Here is a 17,806-nt window from a genome sequence, read left to right as displayed (position 1 = left end):
GGACGGGGTGGGCGGACAGTTGCCATTATCAGCGTTTTGCTAGGCTGAAATGCACGATGCCAGTCGGGTGACTGGCATCGTAGGCAAACGCACTGCGGATATGATCAGTCGAACAGGCCGAACGTCATGTAGCTGAACCAGGAGCGCTTGCTGCCTTGCGGCTCTTCGCTTTGCTCGGTCTGGTTTTCCGGTTTCAGCTCGGCAGGGATCTGATCCGAGGCTTCTTCGTACTGACGAATCACGTCCTGGCTCGCCTGGGTCTGGCTAGGCGGAGGGGGCACGTCGCTTTCGATCAGGCCCAGAGTGGCCTTGGCCAGCCAGGAGCGATTGTCGGCATCTTCTTCGCGTGGCACGAATTGACCGTCGACCAGGCTTGAGTGATCCGGATAGTTGAGCTTGAGCGTTTCCAGGCTGGTAGCGGCCAGGTCGTCCAGAGTCAGGCGCTGATAGGCCTCGACCATGACTGCCAGGCCATCGCCGACGGAAGGGGTTTCCTGAAAGTTTTCCACCACGTAGCGGCCACGGTTGGCAGCGGCGACGTAGGCTTCACGGCTCAGATAATAGTGGGCCACATGAATTTCGTAGGCTGCCAGCAGGTTGCGCAGGTAGATCATGCGCTGCTTGGCATCCGGCGCGTAGCGGCTATTCGGGTAGCGGCTGGTGAGCTGGGCGAACTCGTTGTAGGAGTCGCGGGCGGCACCCGGGTCACGCTTGGTCATGTCCAGTGGCAGGAAGCGCGCCAGCAGGCCACGATCCTGGTCGAACGAGGCCAGACCCTTTAGGTAGTAGGCATAGTCGACATTCGGATGCTGTGGGTGCAAGCGAATGAAGCGCTCAGCAGAGGAGCGTGCAGCTTCCGGCTCGGCGTTCTTGTAGTTCGCGTAGATCAGCTCGAGCTGCGACTGTTCGGCATAGCGACCGAACGGGTAGCGGGACTCCAGGGCCTTGAGTTTGGTGACGGCGCTGGTGTAACTGCCGTTGTCCAAATCTTGCTGAGCCTGCTGATAAAGTTCTGCCTCGCTGAGGTTTTCATCCAGGACTTCCTTGGACGAACAGGCGGCGGTGAGTGCGAGGATGGCGATCAGCAGCAGGTGTTTCACTTGCATGGCGGCTTGCGTCCCTGGGACGGCGGCTGTCTTGGGCAGGGCCGTCCTGTTATGATGAGCGCCCCCGGTACCCCTGGGGCAAAGACGCCGTATTTAACCACAAGCGTGTAGCTGAAACCAAAGGCTATGCCCCCTCCGTTGCCGAGCATGTCATCTATTAATAAGCAGGCTATTCAGTTATCCGCCGAGGTGCCCTACGATCTGGGCGGTCAACGCCTCGACCAAGTCGCCGCCCAGCTGTTCGCCGAGCACTCGCGCTCGCGCCTGTCCGGCTGGATCAAGGAGGGCAATCTGACCGTCGATGGTCAGGTGCTACGCCCCCGTGACATCGTTCACGGCGGTTCCGTGTTGGCCCTTTCAGCCGAGCAGGAGGCCCAGGGTGAATGGGTCGCCCAGGACATTGCGCTCAATATCGTCTACGAGGATGAGCAGATTCTGGTGATCGACAAGCCCGCCGGGCTGGTCGTGCATCCGGCTGTCGGTCACGCCGATGGCACTTTGCTCAATGCGTTGCTGCACCACGTGCCGGATATCATCAACGTGCCACGGGCTGGCATCGTGCATCGCCTGGACAAGGACACCACCGGTCTTATGGTGGTGGCCAAGACCATCGAGGCACAGACCCGGCTGGTCGATCAATTGCAGAAACGCACGGTCAGCCGCATCTACGAATGCATCGTGATTGGCGTGATCACCTCGGGTGGCAAGATCAGCGCGCCCATCGGCCGTAGTTCCTCGCAACGCCAGCGTATGGCCGTTACCGATGGCGGCAAGCCAGCTGTCAGCCATTACCGCGTGCTCGAGCGTTTCCGTTCGCATACCCACAGCCGGGTCAAGCTAGAAACGGGGCGCACTCACCAGATTCGTGTGCATATGAGCCACGTCGGCTACCCGTTGGTTGGCGATCCGGTGTATGGCGGGCGGTTCCGTATTCCGCCAGCGGCCAGTCAGACCATGGTGCAAAGCCTCAAGGAGTTTCCGCGCCAGGCTCTGCACGCCCGTTTCCTTGAGCTGGATCATCCGCTTACCGGTGAGCGGATGAAGTGGCAATCGCCGTTGCCCGATGATTTCGTCTGGTTGCTGACGCTGCTGCGTCAGGATCGCGAGGCGTTTATTGGATGAGTGACAAGGCCCATGACTGGCTAACGCCGCATTGGCCCGCTCCCGAGTGGGTGCGCGCCTGCGTGACCACGCGCGCGGGTGGCGTGAGTGCGGCTCCCTACGACAGCTTCAACCTCGCCGCGCATGTCGAGGATGATCCGCAGGCTGTGGTCAAGAATCGTCAGCGGCTGCTGAGCCAGTTGGGGTGCCGCCCGGCCTGGTTGCAGCAGGTGCACGGCATCGCTGTCGCTCACGCTGATCCGGAAAGCGTCGAGGAAGCCGATGCCAGTTGGACGGCTACGACGGGCGTCGCCTGTACGGTGATGACCGCAGACTGCCTGCCTGCATTGTTCTGCGATCGCGCCGGCACTCGTGTGGCGGCCGCTCATGCTGGCTGGCGTGGGTTGGCCGGTGGTGTGCTGGAGGCCACGCTTGATGCCTTGGCCGTCGAGCCTGAGGAGACATTGGTGTGGCTAGGCCCCGCCATTGGCCCACAGGCATTCGAGGTCGGCGCCGAAGTGCGTGAGGCCTTCGTCAGCGGGCATCCCCAGGCGGCCGGTGCCTTTTTGCCGAGCGAGAATGTCGGGCGCTTCATGGCGGATATCTACCAATTGGCGCGCATCCGTCTGGCTGCTCGCGGTATCAATGCCGTGTATGGCGGTGGGTTCTGCACCGTCAATGATTCACGCTTCTATTCCTACCGTCGCGCCGCCCAGACCGGCCGCTTCGCCTCGCTGATCTGGTTGGCAGATCGCTAAGATTTCCGTAGAAGCCTGTTAGCGATTTTTCGACGAGACTCCGCGTGCAATGGCAGTAAAGTGGCGAAAGCGGACGTTTGCGTAACTTGTGGGAGGGGCTTTAGCCGCGAGCTCTTTGCGCCTAGCTAGGCAAAATCGAGGCTAAAGCCTCTCCCACAAAAGCTCTGCTCACCGGCCGCTTTCGCCTTTTACCGTCGATCCATAGGGGTACGGTTCCTATTTGCCAAGTGCACAGATCGTGAATAGGTTCTGAGGTCTGCCCAGTCTTTTGGCGCGTCCCTGACCACTATCAACACCCGCCTGCTTGAAACGCGCACAATCGGCCTCATCTATTCTCCATCTCGGCAGGTTATTGGGTTAGGCGCATGCACCGCGCTGGCCTGCCCTATAAAGGAAGGATGACGCTATGCGAATCGACCGTTTGACCAGCAAGTTACAACTTGCCCTTTCCGATGCCCAGTCGCTGGCCGTCGGCCATGACCATTCCGCCATCGAGCCACTGCACCTGATGCAGGCGCTGCTCGACCAGCAGGGCGGTACCATTCGCCCGCTGCTGATGCAGGTGGGCTTCGATGTGAACAGCTTGCGCGAGGCCTTGAGCAAAGAGCTCGATCACCTGGCCAAGATCCAGAACCCTACTGGCGATGTGAGCCTGTCTCAGGATCTGGCACGTCTGCTCAACCAGGCCGACCGCCTGTCGCAGCAGAAAGGGGATCAGTTCATCTCCAGCGAACTGGTGCTGCTCGCCGCCATGGATGGCAACACCAAGCTGGGCAAGCTGTTGCTCGGTCAGGGCGTTAGCCGCAAAGCTCTGGAAAACGCGGTCAACAACCTGCGTGGCGGCGATGCGGTGAACGACCCCAATATCGAAGAGTCCCGTCAGGCGCTGGACAAATACACCGTCGACCTGACCAAACGCGCCGAAGAGGGCAAGCTCGACCCGGTGATTGGCCGTGACGATGAAATCCGCCGGACCATTCAGGTGCTGCAGCGGCGTACCAAGAACAACCCGGTGCTGATCGGTGAGCCCGGTGTGGGCAAGACGGCCATTGCCGAAGGTCTGGCCCAGCGCATCGTCAACGGTGAAGTACCGGACGGGCTCAAGGACAAGCGCCTGCTGTCATTGGATATGGGCTCGCTGATTGCTGGCGCCAAGTTCCGTGGCGAGTTCGAGGAGCGCCTCAAGGCGGTGCTCAACGAACTGTCCAAGCAGGAAGGCCGCATCATTCTGTTTATCGACGAGCTGCACACCATGGTCGGCGCCGGCAAGGCCGAGGGCGCCATGGACGCTGGCAACATGCTTAAACCGTCGCTGGCGCGTGGCGAGCTGCACTGCGTGGGGGCCACCACCCTGAACGAGTACCGCCAGTTCATCGAGAAGGATGCCGCGCTGGAGCGTCGTTTCCAGAAGGTGTTGGTCGACGAGCCGAGCGAGGAAGACACCATCGCCATCCTGCGCGGCCTCAAGGAGCGTTACGAGGTGCACCACAAGGTGGCGATCACCGACGGCGCGATTATCGCCGCGGCCAAGCTCAGCCATCGCTACATCACCGATCGTCAGTTGCCGGACAAGGCCATCGACCTGATCGACGAAGCGGCCAGCCGCATCCGCATGGAAATCGACTCCAAGCCGGAAGTGCTCGACCGCCTGGATCGTCGTCTGATCCAGCTCAAGGTGGAAGCCCAGGCGTTGCGCAAGGAAGAGGACGAGGCCGCCAAAAAGCGCTTTGCCAAGTTGCAAGACGATATCGCCAAGCTGGAGAAGGAGTATTCCGACCTCGATGAAATCTGGAAGTCGGAGAAAGCCGAAGTTCAGGGCTCAGCGCAGATCCAGCAGAAAATCGAACAGTCGCGCACCGAGCTCGAGGCGGCACGCCGCAAGGGCGATTTGAACCGCATGGCCGAGCTGCAGTATGGGGTGATTCCCGATCTGGAGCGCAGCCTGCAAATGGTCGACCAGCACGGCAAGACTGAAAACCAGTTGCTGCGCAGCAAGGTGACCGAGGAGGAGATTGCCGAGGTGGTCTCCAAGTGGACAGGCATCCCGGTGTCGAAGATGCTCGAAGGTGAGCGCGACAAGCTGCTGAAAATGGAGGGGCTGCTGCACCAGCGCGTTATCGGTCAGGACGAGGCGGTGGTTGCCGTGGCCAATGCGGTGCGTCGTTCACGCGCTGGCCTGTCTGACCCGAATCGCCCAAGCGGCTCGTTTCTGTTCCTCGGCCCGACCGGCGTCGGCAAGACCGAGCTGTGCAAAGCGCTGGCCGAATTCCTCTTCGATACCGAGGAGGCACTGGTGCGTATCGACATGTCCGAGTTCATGGAGAAGCATTCCGTGGCTCGCCTGATCGGTGCGCCACCTGGCTATGTCGGCTATGAGGAGGGCGGTTACCTGACCGAGGCGGTGCGCCGCAAACCTTACTCGGTGGTGCTCCTGGATGAGGTCGAGAAGGCTCACCCGGATGTCTTCAACGTGTTGCTGCAGGTGCTCGAAGATGGCCGCCTGACCGATAGCCACGGCCGCACCGTGGACTTCAAGAACACGGTGATCGTGATGACGTCCAACCTGGGGTCGGCGCAGATTCAGGAGTTGGTCGGCGACCGTGAGGCGCAGCGCGCAGCGGTGATGGATGCGGTGGGCAACCATTTCCGTCCGGAGTTCGTTAACCGTATCGACGAAGTGGTGGTGTTCGAGCCACTGGCCCGTGAGCAGATCGCCGGTATCGCACGTATTCAGCTCAGCCGCCTGCTGGAGCGTCTGGCCGAGCGTGAGCTGAGTCTGGAACTGTCCGATGAGGCCATGGATAAGCTGGTCGCCGTGGGGTATGACCCGGTATACGGCGCCCGTCCTTTGAAGCGTGCAATCCAGCGTTGGATCGAAAACCCGCTGGCGCAGATGATTCTGGCGGGCAAGTTCAATCCGGGTAGCACCGTGATCGGCAAGGTGGAAGGCGAGGAAATCGTCTTCGCCTGACGTCTGCGGTAGCGGCAAAAAACGGCCGGTGTGAGCGATCACACCGGCCGTTTTGTTATGACGTCACGTAGCCCGCGGGCGAGCGAAGCGATACCCGGGGAATTCGCAGGCTCTCTAAACACGACAAGCCTGATAACACGCTCCCGCTCGAGGGCGATTGTGCGTGTTGTACTTCCCGGGTATCGCTGCGCTCAACGCCAGGCTACGGGGCAGTCAGGGCTTACTGGCGTTCGGCGCGTTGCGCTGGCCTTGCTCAATTACCCAGTCGATCAACTGGCGCGAGAGCTGGTCGTTGGCGGTACCGAACGTCTTCACGACCGACTCCACGGCGACATCGCTTGCGATCTGGCGCACTTCGAAGCGACGGCTGGCGAGGATGCGCTGGTTGCCTCCCTGCACCAGTCGGGCGTCTAGCAGAATGTGCACCTCCGGCCGGCCATTGCGGTATTCGGTCTGGAACGCACGCAAATCACTGCTCAGTTCGAGGTCGGCCTGCAGGCGGCCTTCGTCGCTGCTGACGGCGCCGACGCGGCCATCATCGAGAAAGGCGCCGATCAGCCGATCACGAAACAGGGCGGGGGCACGGTCGCTCCAGCGTGCGCCTTGATAAGCGCTGATCAGATCGCCCTCGGGCAATACGGCAATACGTGGGCTGTCGAGCAACTGGCTGCTTTGCGGGCGGTTGACCCGCAGGACCAGTCCTGCTGAGGCGCATCCGAGGCGCGTACCGGCAAGTTACTGGGCAGCAGGTAAACGTTCAGCGCTTCCCCCGAGGGAAGAATCGAGCAGGCGCTGAGCAGACCGGTCAGCAGCAGGGCACCAACGGTGGCGAATGCTTTCATGGTTGGAACTCCTTGATGCTGTCGCTGCGCAGCAGGTAGCCGGCGGGGTCTTCTTCCAGTCGTCGCGAGAACGAGCGCAGCGAGCCGAGGGTGTCACGCAGTTCGTTGATGGCCGGGCCCAGCTCGCCAATGCCCTGCATACCGCCGTCCAGGGCGGCGCGGTTGTCCTGCAGCAGTTGTTCGATGTTGCTGCTGGTGCGCTCCAGCGAGGTCACCAGACGTTCTGCACTGTCCAGGGTGTTCTGAGCCGGGCCGGTAAACAGCTGGTTGGCGTTTTTCATCAGGGCAGCCGCTTCGCGCCCCGCGGTGCTCATCTGGGTCAGCGCTTCACGCAACTCGTCGCGTTGCTCGGAGACGCTGGCGGTTATCTGCTCGAGGTTGCGCAGGGTCTTGGCGATATTTTGCGTGTTCTCACGGGAGAACATGGCATTGGCGCGATCCAGCAGGCGAGTGACACTCACCATCAGGTCTTCGCCGTTGGCCATCAGCCGTGACAGTGGCGAGCGGTCGGCGATGATCACCGGCGTATCACCATTGCTGGCTTTTAACGTTGGGCTTTCGGGTGAGCCGCCGTGCAACTGGATCACCGCGCCGCCAGTGATGTTGGTGATGGTCAGGCGCGCGCGGGTGTCTTCTTTGATGGGTGTGGAGCTGGTGATGCGGATGTTCGCATGCACCTTGCGCGGATCCTGTGGGTCGAGCGTCAGGCTGGTCACGTCGCCGACGCGGATGCCGCTGTACTGCACGGCGCTACCCTGAGATAAGCCGCTGACCGCTTCGGCAAAGACCACTTCGTAATAGTTGAACTGCTTGTCCGCACTGGATTTACCCAGCCACAGGGCGAACAGCAGGATGGCGCTTACGATCGCCACCGTGAACATCCCGATCAGTACGTGATGGGCGCGCGGTTCCATTAAAAGCTCCTAGGCACAGCGGCCTGCTCGGCTGCGCGTCCGCGCGGCCCGTGAAAATAGTCGTGAATCCATGGGTCATCGGTAGCGGCCACCACTTCAAGGGTATCAGCCACCAGCACGCGTTTCTGCGACAGCACTGCAACCCGGTCGCACAAGGTGTAAAGGGTATCCAGATCGTGAGTGACCAGGAAAACGCTGAGGCCCAAGGCATCGCGCAGGGTACGGATCAACTGGTCGAAAGCCGCGGCGCCAATCGGGTCGAGGCCGGCCGTCGGCTCATCGAGAAACAGGATGTCCGGCTCCAGTGCCAGGGCGCGGGCCAACGCGGCGCGCTTGATCATGCCGCCGGACAGCTCGGTGGGATACTTGTCACCCGCATGGCTGGGCAGGCCGACCAGCGCCACCTTGGATTCGGCCAGGCGCTCGGCATGAGTGCGGTTGAGCCCGGCGTGTTCGATCAGCGGCAGAGCGATGTTTTCCAGTACGGTGAGCGAGGAAAACAGGGCGCCGCGCTGGTAGAGCACGCCGAAGCGACGTTCCAGTTCGGAGCGACGTTGCGCCGATAGCATCAGCAGATCCTCGCCGAATACCCGCACCGTGCCGGCGTTGGGCTGGCGCAGGCCGACGATGGTGCGCAGCAGCACGGATTTTCCGGTGCCCGAGCCGCCCACTACGCCGAGCACTTCGCCGCGGTACAGATCCAGGTTCAGGTGTTGATGCACCACTTGCGGGCCGAACTGATTGGTCAGGTCGCGTACCTGAATGATCGCGTCGTCACTCACCAGCCCATCTCCATCAAAAATAGCGCGGCCAGGGCGTCTACCACGATTACCACGAAGATCGATTGCACCACGCTGGACGTGGTGCGCTCACCCACTGACTGTGCGCTGCCCGTGACCTTGAAGCCTTCCAGGCAGCCGATCACGGCAATCAGAAAGGCGAAGATCGGCGCCTTGAGCATGCCCACCAGAAAGTGGTTGATCGGGATATTTTCCTGCAGCACGTTGATGAACATCGTCGGCGAGATATCCAGCGTCAGCATGCACACCATGGCGCCGCCGACCATGCCGCACAGCATGGCGATAAAGGTCAGCAGCGGCAGGGCGATGAGCATGGCGAACACCCGCGGCAGCACCAGCAGCTCCATGGGATTGAGGCCCAGAGTACGGATCGCGTCGATTTCCTCGTTGGCCTTCATCGAGCCGATCTGCGCGGTGAAGGCGCTCGCCGTGCGGCCGGCCATGAGAATGGCGGTGAGCAGCACACCGAATTCGCGCAGGAACGAGAATGCCACGAGGTCGACCGTGTAGATGGTGGCGCCGAAGTCGGTCAGGATGGTCGCGCCGAGGAACGCCACGACGGCACCCACCAGAAACGTCAGCAGGGCGACGATAGGTACCGCATTGAGGCCGATCTGTTCCAGATGCGAAGCCAGGGACGTCAGCCGCCAGCGGCGTGGGTTGAACAGAATCAGCAGCATGGTGCTGAGCGTGAGGCCAACGAACCCCAGCAGCCCGACGGCCTTGTGCCAAACACCCTCCACTACTTCGCCGATATGGCCGAAAAACTCGCGGTGGGTCGAGCGGGTAGGGTGCTCAGGTGCTTGCTGATCCTGCTGCATGGCCGTGGCTACGGTGTGTAGCAAGGCGCGGCGCTCTTTGCTGAGCGTCGCCGCGGGAAGTATCCGGATCAGGCGTTCGGCACCGAACAACTCGACCAGCAAGCTGGCGCCGGCTGTATCCAGGGTGTCCAGTTCGTTGATGTCTGCATGCAGATCATCCGCCAGGTTGCGCCTGATTGCGTCTACCTGAACGACCAGCGCGCCGTAATGGGCGAGCGTCCAGTCTCCCCCCACCTTCAGTGTGGCAGCGTCAGTAGTGGGAGCCGAAATGTAAGGCGTGTGGGTCATGGTCGACAGCTTAACGCTCGAACGTTCGTATGGAACAGCCGTAATAGAGCCTCAGGGATATCTTGTAAACCTTTGCCGTAATAGTAGGGCTCAGCGCGTGTGCAAGGTAGACGTTGGCCGTAGGTTATGGGTAATCGACTGGCTAAGCCGAGTGGGGTTCGAATAAATCGTTGCAGGCGATGAATTGCATCGCAAAAGCCCAGTGGCTTTGTCTCGGCTGCTTACCTAGCATGGCGGAGAATTTTCCATCACCGTTTCCGGAGTTATCCATGCATATCGACGAAGCCATCCGCAGCCGCCGCGCCATCAAGGGTTACGACGCAGGGTTCACCCTCAGCAACGATGAGAAGAGCGAGCTGTTGCAACTGGCTCTGCTCGCCCCATCGGCTTTCAACCTGCAGCATGTACGCCTGGTCGAGGTCAGTGATCCGGCGCTGCGCCAGCAGATCCGTGAAGCGGGCTGGGGACAGGCGCAGATGACCGATGCGTCGATGCTGGTGGTGATCTGCGCGCAGGTCGATAGCTGGGAAAAGAATGTCAGCCGCGTGTGGGAAGGCGCGCCGGTGGAGGTGCAGCAGTACATGGCGGGTGCCATCGACACCTATTACCGCGACAAGCCCCAGGTGCAGCGCGATGAAACCATGCGCAGCTGTGGCCTGATGGCGCAGACGCTGATGCTGGCCGCACGCGGCAAGGGCCTGGATTCCTGCCCCATGGACGGCTTCGATTTCGATGCCGTGGGCAAGCTGATCAACCTGCCGGACAACCACGTGATCGGCCTGATGGTCGCGGTCGGCAAGAAGGCCATCGACGCCAAACCGCGGATCGGCAAGCTGCCGTTCGATGAAGTGGTTATCCGCGATCGCTTCTGATCATCCTTTCACTGTTTGCCCTTGCTGCGTATCTTGGCGTTAGGGCAAACAGCAGGAACCTAGTTCTGATCTGTTGCCTCCAAGCTTGTAGACCCGTCAAAAGCGAGGAATCACATGCAAGTTCAAGTGAACAGCAACCATATCGAAGGCAGTGCGCGTCTCCAGGAATGGGTGGGCGCATCGGTGGCGGATCGGCTGGAGCGTTACGAGGAGTTTCTGTCGCGTGTCGAAGTGCACATCAGTGACGAGAACGGCAGCAAGAGCGGCGCCGATGACAAGCGCTGCCAGATCGAAGCGCGGCCCAAGGGCCATCAGCCGCTTTCGGTCACCCATAAGGCTGAATCGCTGGATCAGGCTGTAGAAGGCGCCGCCGAGAAAATGCGCCATGCGCTGGAGCATCTGGTCGGCAAGCTGGAAAGCAAAGCGGTCGGTACCGGGCATCTCGAGCAGGAACTGGACGCCGGCGAAGCGGAGAACTCCGATGCGCTGTTGCAGGAAGAGTTTCTGGAGCGTCAGGAGGCGCTCGGCAAGGAGTGATCCTTCGATGCGCTTACTCCCTTGAGTAAGCGCATGATCCTCAAAGCTCTATCCCGCATATAAAAAACAGGCCCTTTGTGGCGTCGCTTGGTGTGACGCTACACAGGGCCTGTTTCGTTTATCAGGCAACCAGGCTACGACCGATAAAGTCTGGTGACTCGGTCTGCCGGTAAGTCGAGATGGCTTGCTCGGCTAATCGCGGGCTGACCTGATAACCGTTGCTGGCCGCTGGAACAGTTTCCAGCTGCGTCCGCTGCCTTGCCAGACTCTCGGCCGATAGCGGGTTGAGCGCTTCCTGACGCTGTTCCTGCAGAGCCTCAAGGCGCTGTTCACGTAGCTGCTCGTTGAGCGCTTGCACTGCGTCTTGACGTTCCTGGCGTAATTGCAGGGCGCGTTCTTGCTGTTGATCCTGCTGGGCAATGCGCTCGTCACGCGCCTCACGCAGTTGCTCCTGACGATCCTGTTCAAGACGCTGGCGTTCCAGCAAGCGCTCCTGAGCATCGTCCAGCCGCTGAGTGGCAGGTGCCACTCGCTCCAGTTGATTGGTTTGCAGACCATTACCAACGTTGCCGACTGGGCGATAGCTGTACTGCCCGATATTCATGCCGTCGATAGAAAGGGGCATGAGTCACCTCCATCTTCTTCGTGTCGATGTTTCCAGTCTAAGCCCGGAGAAACGTCTTCCTTAGGCGGATGTGTCATAACTCCAAGAACCGGATGGACTAGCACTTTTTCGGCAGCAGAATGTCGCCCAGCGGCGTCGATATATGTCGATGAGCGCCAAAGGCGCATAGTTACTGGGCTGTGGCAATCCAGCCAAAATGCAAAGGCAAGATGCTTGAAAGACAGCGTGCGGCCACCTGGCCTGTGAGCCAGCATGAAGTAGTCGACGAGCGGCAGCGAAGGCTGGCTCCACGAGGCAGATGATGTTTCCCGACCTACTATGAGTACATGGGCCTTGCCAGGGTGACAGCACAAGGAGCATGGCCTTCACGCGCACATTCGCGCGCATCACAAGAAGAGGAAAGCGTCATGCAGCCATTCAGTTTTGCTACAGCCGCCCATCTCATCTGCGAACCGGGAGCCGTGCAACGGCTCGCTCCCTTGTGTCGAGCATGGGGAGCGCGCTCGGTGGTGCTGATCACCGATGCCGGTGTAGCGCGGCTCGATTTTTTCGAAGAGGTACGGGCAGCTTTCGCAGGCATTGATTTGGCGCTGCACGTATTCGACGGTGTGACGGCCGGTGCCCCGGAGAGCGTGGTAAGCAGTGCGGCGCAATTCGCCAAGAACGTACAGGCGAGTCTGATCGTCGGTTTCGGTGGTGGCAGCTCGCTGGATGTGGCCAAGCTGGTTGCCTTGTTGGCGCACCCGGATTGCCGGCAGTCGCTAAGTGATTTGTATGGTGTCGACAAGGCCGTTGGGCAGCGGTTGCCGTTGATCCAGGTGCCGACTACTGCAGGTAGCGGCTCCGAAGTTACGCCCATCGCGGTGGTTACCACGGCCCATTCAACACGTATTGCGGTGGTGTCGGCTCGTCTGCTGCCAGATCTGGCGCTGCTCGATGCCGATCTCACTCTGCAATTGCCTGCACCCGTAACCGCAGCCTGCGGCATGCTGGCGATGGGGCATGCGGTGGAGGCCTATACCGGCGCGCGGCGCAAGAATCCGCTGTCCGACATGCTCGCTCGCGAGGCCCTGCGCCTGCTCGGTGCCAATCTCGACGAAGCGGTGCATAACGGCGGCAATCTCGAGGCACGGCAGGCCATGCTGCTGGGTTCCTGCCTTGCCGGGCAAGCATATGCCAACGCGCCGCTGGCAGCCGTGCACGCCCTGGCCTATCCCCTTGGCGGCCATTGCCAAGTACCGCATGGCGTAAGTACGGCGGTACTGCTGCCCCATGTGCTGGGCTTCAATGCGTCCGTCGCAGCGCCGCTCTACGAGGAACTGGCGCCGCTGCTGCTGGGGGAGCGGCTTCGTTCAGGCGATGCCACGGATCACACCGAGCAGTTCATCATCGAACTGGCCGACCTCAGCGAGCGCAGTGGCCTGCCTGCGCGTCTGCGCGATATAGGCGTTGACCAGTCTCTGCTGCCGCGCTTGGCGACCGATGCCATGCTGCACGAGCGTCTGCTGGCCAATAATCCCCGGGAGATGACCCAGGCCCATGCGCTGGCGATCTATCAGGTCGCTTACTAACCGAGCTGCGCGGCTCTCGCTGTAGGTTGTCAGCGTCGATGAGGGCCGGCACCATGCCGGCTTCTCCCTTATCCGAGGCGTCGTCCCATGCAGCAGCCACAGCACCTGCGCGAGCACTATCGCCACTTCCAGCCGATCACTACGCGCTGGCATGACAACGACCTGTACGGGCACGTCAATAACGTCACCTATTACAGCTATTTCGACAGCGCGGTGAACACCTACCTGATCGAGGTGGGTGGGCTGGATATTCATCGCGGTGAAATCGTCGGGTTCGTGGTGAGTTCGAGCTGCGACTACTTCGCGTCGATTGCCTTTCCCGAGCGCATCGAGATCGGCTTGCGAGTCGGCAATCTGGGCAACAGTTCGGTGCAGTACGAGCTGGCGGTATTCAAGGAAGGGGAAGAGCAGGCCTGCGCCGCTGGGCGCTTCGTGCATGTGTTCGTCGACAGGTCGAGCAACCGGCCGGCTGCGATACCTGAAACATTGCGGTTGGCGATGGAGGCGTTGAAGGTCTCTTGAACGACCAAGGGCGCTGAAGGCGCCCTTGGTTGTATATGGATTAACGGTGACGGTGTTTGTGATGGCGTTTGTGGTGCTTCTTGCCATGACGATGGCCGTTATCGCGGTAGCGGGATTCGTTGCGGTTGCTGTCGGCCATCTCGTTGGCCAGAGCACCACCGGCTGCGCCGCCCAGGCCTGCGCCAATGGTCGATGCGGTGCCGCCACCGAACTGGTTGCCCAGCACGGAGCCCGCGGAGGCGCCCAGGCCGCCGCCCAATGCGGCTTCGGTCTTGTTGCGTGAGCTGATGGCGCCACCGGCAGCACCGCCGAGGCCGGCGCCGATCGCGGCACCTGTGCTGCCGCCCAGATGCTGGCCGACGATATTGCCGAGCGCGCCACCCACACCGCTGCCAATGGCGGATTTGGTGGTATCGGCGTTGGCCAGGGGAGAAACCAGTGCACTGAAAGCGAGTGCGGTAAGGAATGTACGCATCGCGCAACCCTCGAAAAATACCCTTGCGGGCGTAGTCATGGCAGTGCCATGGATCATGCGGTCGCCCGTACTGTGCCGGTGACACAAGCTTAGAGCCTGATCTGCAAGGAAATTCCCGAGATGGGGATTAAAGATACATGGGTGAATGTATCAAGATGTGTGTGATGCGGGGCTCGCCCAGCGTGGCCGCGGGTGGGCGGCTGTTTAGAACAGTGAGCGCGATGCTTTGATTAGGAACCAGCCCTCACACTCGGTGTTGTGGCCTGAATAGGCCGAGCATGCATCACCGCTCAAGCTGGAATCCGAGTAGGAAAAATCGAAGTCGATTCCTTTCCAGGGCCGCGACAGGCTCAGCGACCAGTCGTTGAAGGAGCTGACCTGCCCACCACCGGAAATATTTTTGGGGTTGTCGAGCAGGTGATTGCCGTAGCGCACGACGACGGCCATGCCCAGCAGGCTGACACGGCCCAGGTCGGCCAGCACCGTACTGTTGAAGCGGCTGGGGTCATTGCTGAAGGAGAAACCGAAGCGGCGCGCGTCATACGTCAGGCCTGCGTAAACGTCCTGACTGTCGAGGTAGGTGTAGCCCGGATGGCTGTAGCGAATCGTGCCGACTTCGTAGCCGAGCGAATCGACGAAATGCTGTCGATAGCCGACATAGCTATTGAGCTCCATGCGACTACCCGGACTGATCCCCAGGTTGGGCGACCATTGACCGAGGTACCAGCCGCTCGGGTGGCTCAGGTCGAGGCCGCCGTGGAAGGTACCGCCACTCTCTGGCTTGACCAGCCCCTGAGCCATGCTGCGGCTTGGCGTGGTGCCCAGATTGAGCTCGTAGTCACCCAGTTCCCGCTCCAGGATCGCCGCCTGGGCTTGAATGCTCAGCAGAGCCGCCCCTAGCAGGACGGCAGATGGAAAACGCATGGAATTCCTCCCGTTGCAGGCGAATGACGTCAGCTGCAGAGCTGCTCAATGGCGCGGCTCGGCGGATCATTCGCACGGTGTTGCTCGTCTGGCAGAAACCCGAAGGGCCACATCGTGGCTTGGGCAAGAAACGCTATGCGCTTCGGTTGAGCGCTTGGTCTGGCACGTTAACTGACGAAAGTAACGGCAAAGGGACATCAGTTGGCATTTTTACCGATGTGTTTGGCAGATTCCGACGAAATGCAGCAACTTCGGCCGCTATCCGGTGCCACGCCACGCCGAAGGGGATGCTTCGGCTGAGTATCGCCTCCATCTCACCCAGGTCGAGATGCTTGGGCGAGATGGAGGCGTTACCGATTACAGGATGCGCGCAGTCTGCCCGGCAGTGTGCAGGCGAATGGCAACGAACTTGGATGTCGGCGTGTGGCTGCCCAGACCGACGCTTTCCAGCGGCACCAGTGGGTTGGCCTCGGGGTAATAGGCTGCCGCTTGGCCGGCTGGAATGTCGAATGCCAGCAGGGTAAAGCCAACCACTTTGCGCTCGATACCGTCGTCCCACAGCGAAGTGATGTCGACTTTCTGCCCGTGCTTGTAGCCAAGTCGCGTAAGGTCGGCCTCGTTGACGAACAGCACGTCACGCTGACCACGAACGCCGCGGTAGCGGTCGTCCAGGCCGTAGATGGTGGTGTTGTACTGGTCGTGGGAGCGCATGGTCTGCAGGATCAGATCCGGCGTTTGACCACTGTTACGCACCTGCACAGGCAGCAGATCGGCGAGCAAGGTGTTGGACTTGAAGTTGGCCTTGCCGGTGGTGGTTTTCCACTGACGGGCGCCAGCCGAGTTGCCCAGGTAGAAACCACCTGGGTGCTGCACGCGCTGGTTAAAATCCTGGAAGCCGGGAATGGTGTCGGCGATCAGCTCTCGGATCTGGTCGTAGTCGGCGATCATGGCGTCCCAGTCGACCGGGTGGTTACCCAGTGTGGCTTTGGCAATGCCGGCGACGATCGAGGGTTCCGAACGCATTTGTCGGGACAGCGGCTCCAACTGGCCGTTGGACGCGTGGATCATGCTGAACGAGTCTTCTACGGTTATCGCCTGCGGGCCGGTGGCCTGATGATCGATATCGGTACGGCCCAGGCACGGCAGGATCAGCGCATCGGTGCCGGTGGTCAGGTGGCTGCGGTTGAGCTTGGTGCTGATCTGTACGGTCAACTCGCAGTTCTGCAGCGCTTTATGGGTGCGCGGGCTGTCCGGCGTAGCCTGGGCGAAGTTGCCACCCAGGGCGATGAACACCTTGGCCTGGCCATCGACCATGGCGTTGATCGCTTCGACGGTGTTGTGGCCGTTTTCGCGGGGCACCTTGAACTGGAAGCGCTTCTCGATGTTGTCGAGCAGCACCACTGGCGGGCGATCATTGATGCCCATGGTGCGGTCACCCTGCACGTTACTGTGGCCACGTACCGGGCACAGGCCAGCGCCAGGGCGGCCAAGGTTGCCACGTAGCAACTGCAGGTTGACGATTTCCTGGATGGTAGCCACCGAGTGCAGGTGCTGGGTGATGCCCATTGCCCAGCACATGATGACCTTCTCGGCGCGACGATACATCAGCGCAGCCTGCTCGATGTCTTCGAGGGTCAGGCCTGACTGCTCAACCAGCGACTCCCAGGATGTCTCATCCAGCGCCGCCAGGTAGGCGTCGACACCATCGGTGTGTTCGGCGATGAAGGCATGGTCGAATACCGGTTTGTCACCCTTGGCGACCGCTTCGCGCTCCCATTGCAGCAGGAACTTGGCGATGCCGCGCAGCGCCGCCATATCGCCACCCAGTGCCGGGCGGAAGAACGCGGTGTTGAGTGGTTCGGAACCGTTGGTGAGCATTTCCAGAGCGTGTTGTGGATGCTGAAAGCGCTCCAGGCCACGCTCCTTCAGTGGGTTGAAAGCAACGACCTGGGCGCCACGCTTGACCGCCTCACGCAGCGGCTCGAGCATGCGGGGATGGTTGGTGCCTGGGTTCTGGCCAAGGACGAAGATCGCATCGGCGTGCTCGAAGTCGGCAAAGGTCACGCTGCCTTTGCCGATGCCAACGCTCTGGGTCAGTGCGACACCGCTGGCCTCGTGGCACATGTTCGAGCAGTCGGGGAAGTTGTTGGTACCGAATGCCCGCACGAACAGCTGATACAGGAACGCCGCCTCGTTGCTGGCCCGGCCCGAGGTGTAGAACTCGGCCTGGTTGGGGCTTTCGAGGTTTTTCAGGTGTTTGGCGATCAGGCTGAAGGCATCGTCCCAGGAGGTGGGCACGTAGCGATCGGTGGCGGCGTCGTAGCGCATCGGCTCGGTCAGGCGGCCCTGATACTCGAGCCAGTAGTCGCTTTGCTCGCGCAGCTGGCTGACGGTGTACTTGGCGAAGAACTTCGCGTCGACACGACGTTTGGTGGCTTCCCAGTTAACCGCCTTGGCGCCGTTCTCACAGAACTTGATGTGTCCGTCTTCCGGGGAATCGCCCCAGGCGCAGCCGGGGCAGTCGAAACCACCGTTCTGGTTGGTCTTGAGCAGCGCGCGCAGGTTCTTGAACGGCTGTTTACTGTCCAGCCAGAACTGGGTGACGCTGATCAGCGCACCCCAACCGGCGGCAGCGCCTTTATAGGGTTTGTAACGCGGGTTAACGGGTTGCAGGCTCAT

General features: G+C 61.1%; 15 protein-coding genes and 1 pseudogene. 7 read left to right on the top strand and 9 right to left on the bottom strand.

All coding sequences use genetic code 11. The annotated features are described in order from the left end of the window. Positions 1-104: 104 nt before the first annotated feature. A complete protein-coding gene (locus K5Q02_RS00865; protein ID WP_225835473.1) occupies positions 105-1,106 on the bottom strand; it encodes an outer membrane protein assembly factor BamD in 1,002 nt (333 codons plus the stop codon). A gap of 147 nt (positions 1,107-1,253) precedes the next feature. Between K5Q02_RS00865 and rluD the strand changes: the two genes are divergently transcribed. The 3 genes from rluD (at position 1,254) to clpB (ending at position 5,936) form a co-directional block, all read left to right on the top strand. Beyond that, the gene (gene rluD / locus K5Q02_RS00860; protein ID WP_225835472.1) at positions 1,254-2,228 is read left to right on the top strand and encodes a 23S rRNA pseudouridine(1911/1915/1917) synthase RluD; all 975 of its coding nucleotides are present in this window, start codon (positions 1,254-1,256) and stop codon (positions 2,226-2,228) included. Continuing rightward, positions 2,225-2,965 carry a peptidoglycan editing factor PgeF gene (pgeF, locus tag K5Q02_RS00855; protein ID WP_225835471.1) on the top strand — a complete coding sequence of 247 codons (741 nt, stop codon included), beginning with the start codon at positions 2,225-2,227 and terminating at the stop codon, positions 2,963-2,965. The genes rluD and pgeF overlap by 4 nt, the downstream gene beginning before the upstream one ends. 406 nt (positions 2,966-3,371) lie before the next feature. Further along, positions 3,372-5,936 carry an ATP-dependent chaperone ClpB gene (gene clpB, locus K5Q02_RS00850; protein WP_225835469.1) on the top strand — a complete coding sequence of 855 codons (2,565 nt, stop codon included), beginning with the start codon at positions 3,372-3,374 and terminating at the stop codon, positions 5,934-5,936. Between the two features lie 213 nt (positions 5,937-6,149). On the opposite strand, the pseudogene K5Q02_RS00845 reads toward clpB, so the two are convergent. The 4 genes and pseudogenes from K5Q02_RS00845 to K5Q02_RS00830 all read right to left on the bottom strand — a co-directional run bounded on the left by K5Q02_RS00845 (position 6,150) and on the right by K5Q02_RS00830 (position 9,601). Next, a pseudogene (locus K5Q02_RS00845) lies at positions 6,150-6,778 on the bottom strand (ABC-type transport auxiliary lipoprotein family protein). Then, complete coding sequence (locus K5Q02_RS00840) at positions 6,775-7,692, bottom strand: MlaD family protein (RefSeq protein WP_225835466.1); 918 nt, start codon at positions 7,690-7,692, stop codon at positions 6,775-6,777. Before K5Q02_RS00840 ends, K5Q02_RS00845 begins: the two are co-directional and overlap by 4 nt. Beyond that, positions 7,692-8,474, bottom strand: a complete 783-nt coding sequence (locus K5Q02_RS00835) for an ABC transporter ATP-binding protein (protein ID WP_225835464.1) — start codon at positions 8,472-8,474, stop codon at positions 7,692-7,694. The genes K5Q02_RS00840 and K5Q02_RS00835 overlap by 1 nt, the downstream gene beginning before the upstream one ends. Then, the gene (locus K5Q02_RS00830; RefSeq protein WP_225835461.1) at positions 8,471-9,601 is read right to left on the bottom strand and encodes an MlaE family ABC transporter permease; all 1,131 of its coding nucleotides are present in this window, start codon (positions 9,599-9,601) and stop codon (positions 8,471-8,473) included. The genes K5Q02_RS00835 and K5Q02_RS00830 overlap by 4 nt, the downstream gene beginning before the upstream one ends. Before the next feature lie 269 nt (positions 9,602-9,870). Here K5Q02_RS00830 and K5Q02_RS00825 point away from each other — a divergent pair, with 269 nt between their 5' ends. Further along, positions 9,871-10,473, top strand: coding sequence for a nitroreductase family protein (locus tag K5Q02_RS00825; protein ID WP_225835458.1), 603 nt, complete (start codon positions 9,871-9,873; stop codon positions 10,471-10,473). Between the two features lie 114 nt (positions 10,474-10,587). Then, the gene (locus K5Q02_RS00820; RefSeq protein WP_225835456.1) at positions 10,588-11,010 is read left to right on the top strand and encodes an HPF/RaiA family ribosome-associated protein; all 423 of its coding nucleotides are present in this window, start codon (positions 10,588-10,590) and stop codon (positions 11,008-11,010) included. 121 nt (positions 11,011-11,131) lie between these two features. Here K5Q02_RS00820 and K5Q02_RS00815 read toward each other — a convergent pair whose 3' ends face one another. Further along, positions 11,132-11,635: a hypothetical protein gene (locus K5Q02_RS00815; RefSeq protein ID WP_225835455.1), complete on the bottom strand. Its 504-nt coding sequence runs from the start codon at positions 11,633-11,635 to the stop codon at positions 11,132-11,134. A 407-nt stretch (positions 11,636-12,042) separates the two neighbouring features. On the opposite strand from K5Q02_RS00815, the gene K5Q02_RS00810 reads away from it, so the two are divergent. Together K5Q02_RS00810 and K5Q02_RS00805 are read left to right on the top strand one after the other, a co-directional pair. Continuing rightward, entirely contained in the window at positions 12,043-13,206 is a 1,164-nt protein-coding gene (locus tag K5Q02_RS00810) for an iron-containing alcohol dehydrogenase (RefSeq protein WP_225835453.1), read from the top strand. Positions 13,207-13,293: 87 nt separating this feature from the next. Then, the gene (locus K5Q02_RS00805; RefSeq protein ID WP_225835451.1) at positions 13,294-13,728 is read left to right on the top strand and encodes an acyl-CoA thioesterase; all 435 of its coding nucleotides are present in this window, start codon (positions 13,294-13,296) and stop codon (positions 13,726-13,728) included. Positions 13,729-13,768: 40 nt separating this feature from the next. On the opposite strand, the gene K5Q02_RS00800 is transcribed toward K5Q02_RS00805, so the two are convergent. The 3 genes from K5Q02_RS00800 to K5Q02_RS00790 form a co-directional block, all read right to left on the bottom strand. After that, positions 13,769-14,203, bottom strand: coding sequence for a glycine zipper domain-containing protein (locus K5Q02_RS00800; protein WP_225835449.1), 435 nt, complete (start codon positions 14,201-14,203; stop codon positions 13,769-13,771). 204 nt (positions 14,204-14,407) lie between these two features. Further along, complete coding sequence (locus K5Q02_RS00795) at positions 14,408-15,127, bottom strand: TorF family putative porin (protein ID WP_225835447.1); 720 nt, start codon at positions 15,125-15,127, stop codon at positions 14,408-14,410. Positions 15,128-15,484: 357 nt separating this feature from the next. Then, positions 15,485-17,806: an FdhF/YdeP family oxidoreductase gene (locus tag K5Q02_RS00790; protein ID WP_225835443.1), complete on the bottom strand. Its 2,322-nt coding sequence runs from the start codon at positions 17,804-17,806 to the stop codon at positions 15,485-15,487.

It is taken from the genome of Pseudomonas sp. MM211 (genome assembly GCF_020386635.1).
Classification (GTDB): Bacteria; Pseudomonadota; Gammaproteobacteria; order Pseudomonadales; family Pseudomonadaceae; genus Aquipseudomonas.
The sequence above is the reverse complement of the archived record's forward strand: the minus strand, read 5'-3'. Positions and strand labels throughout refer to the sequence as shown.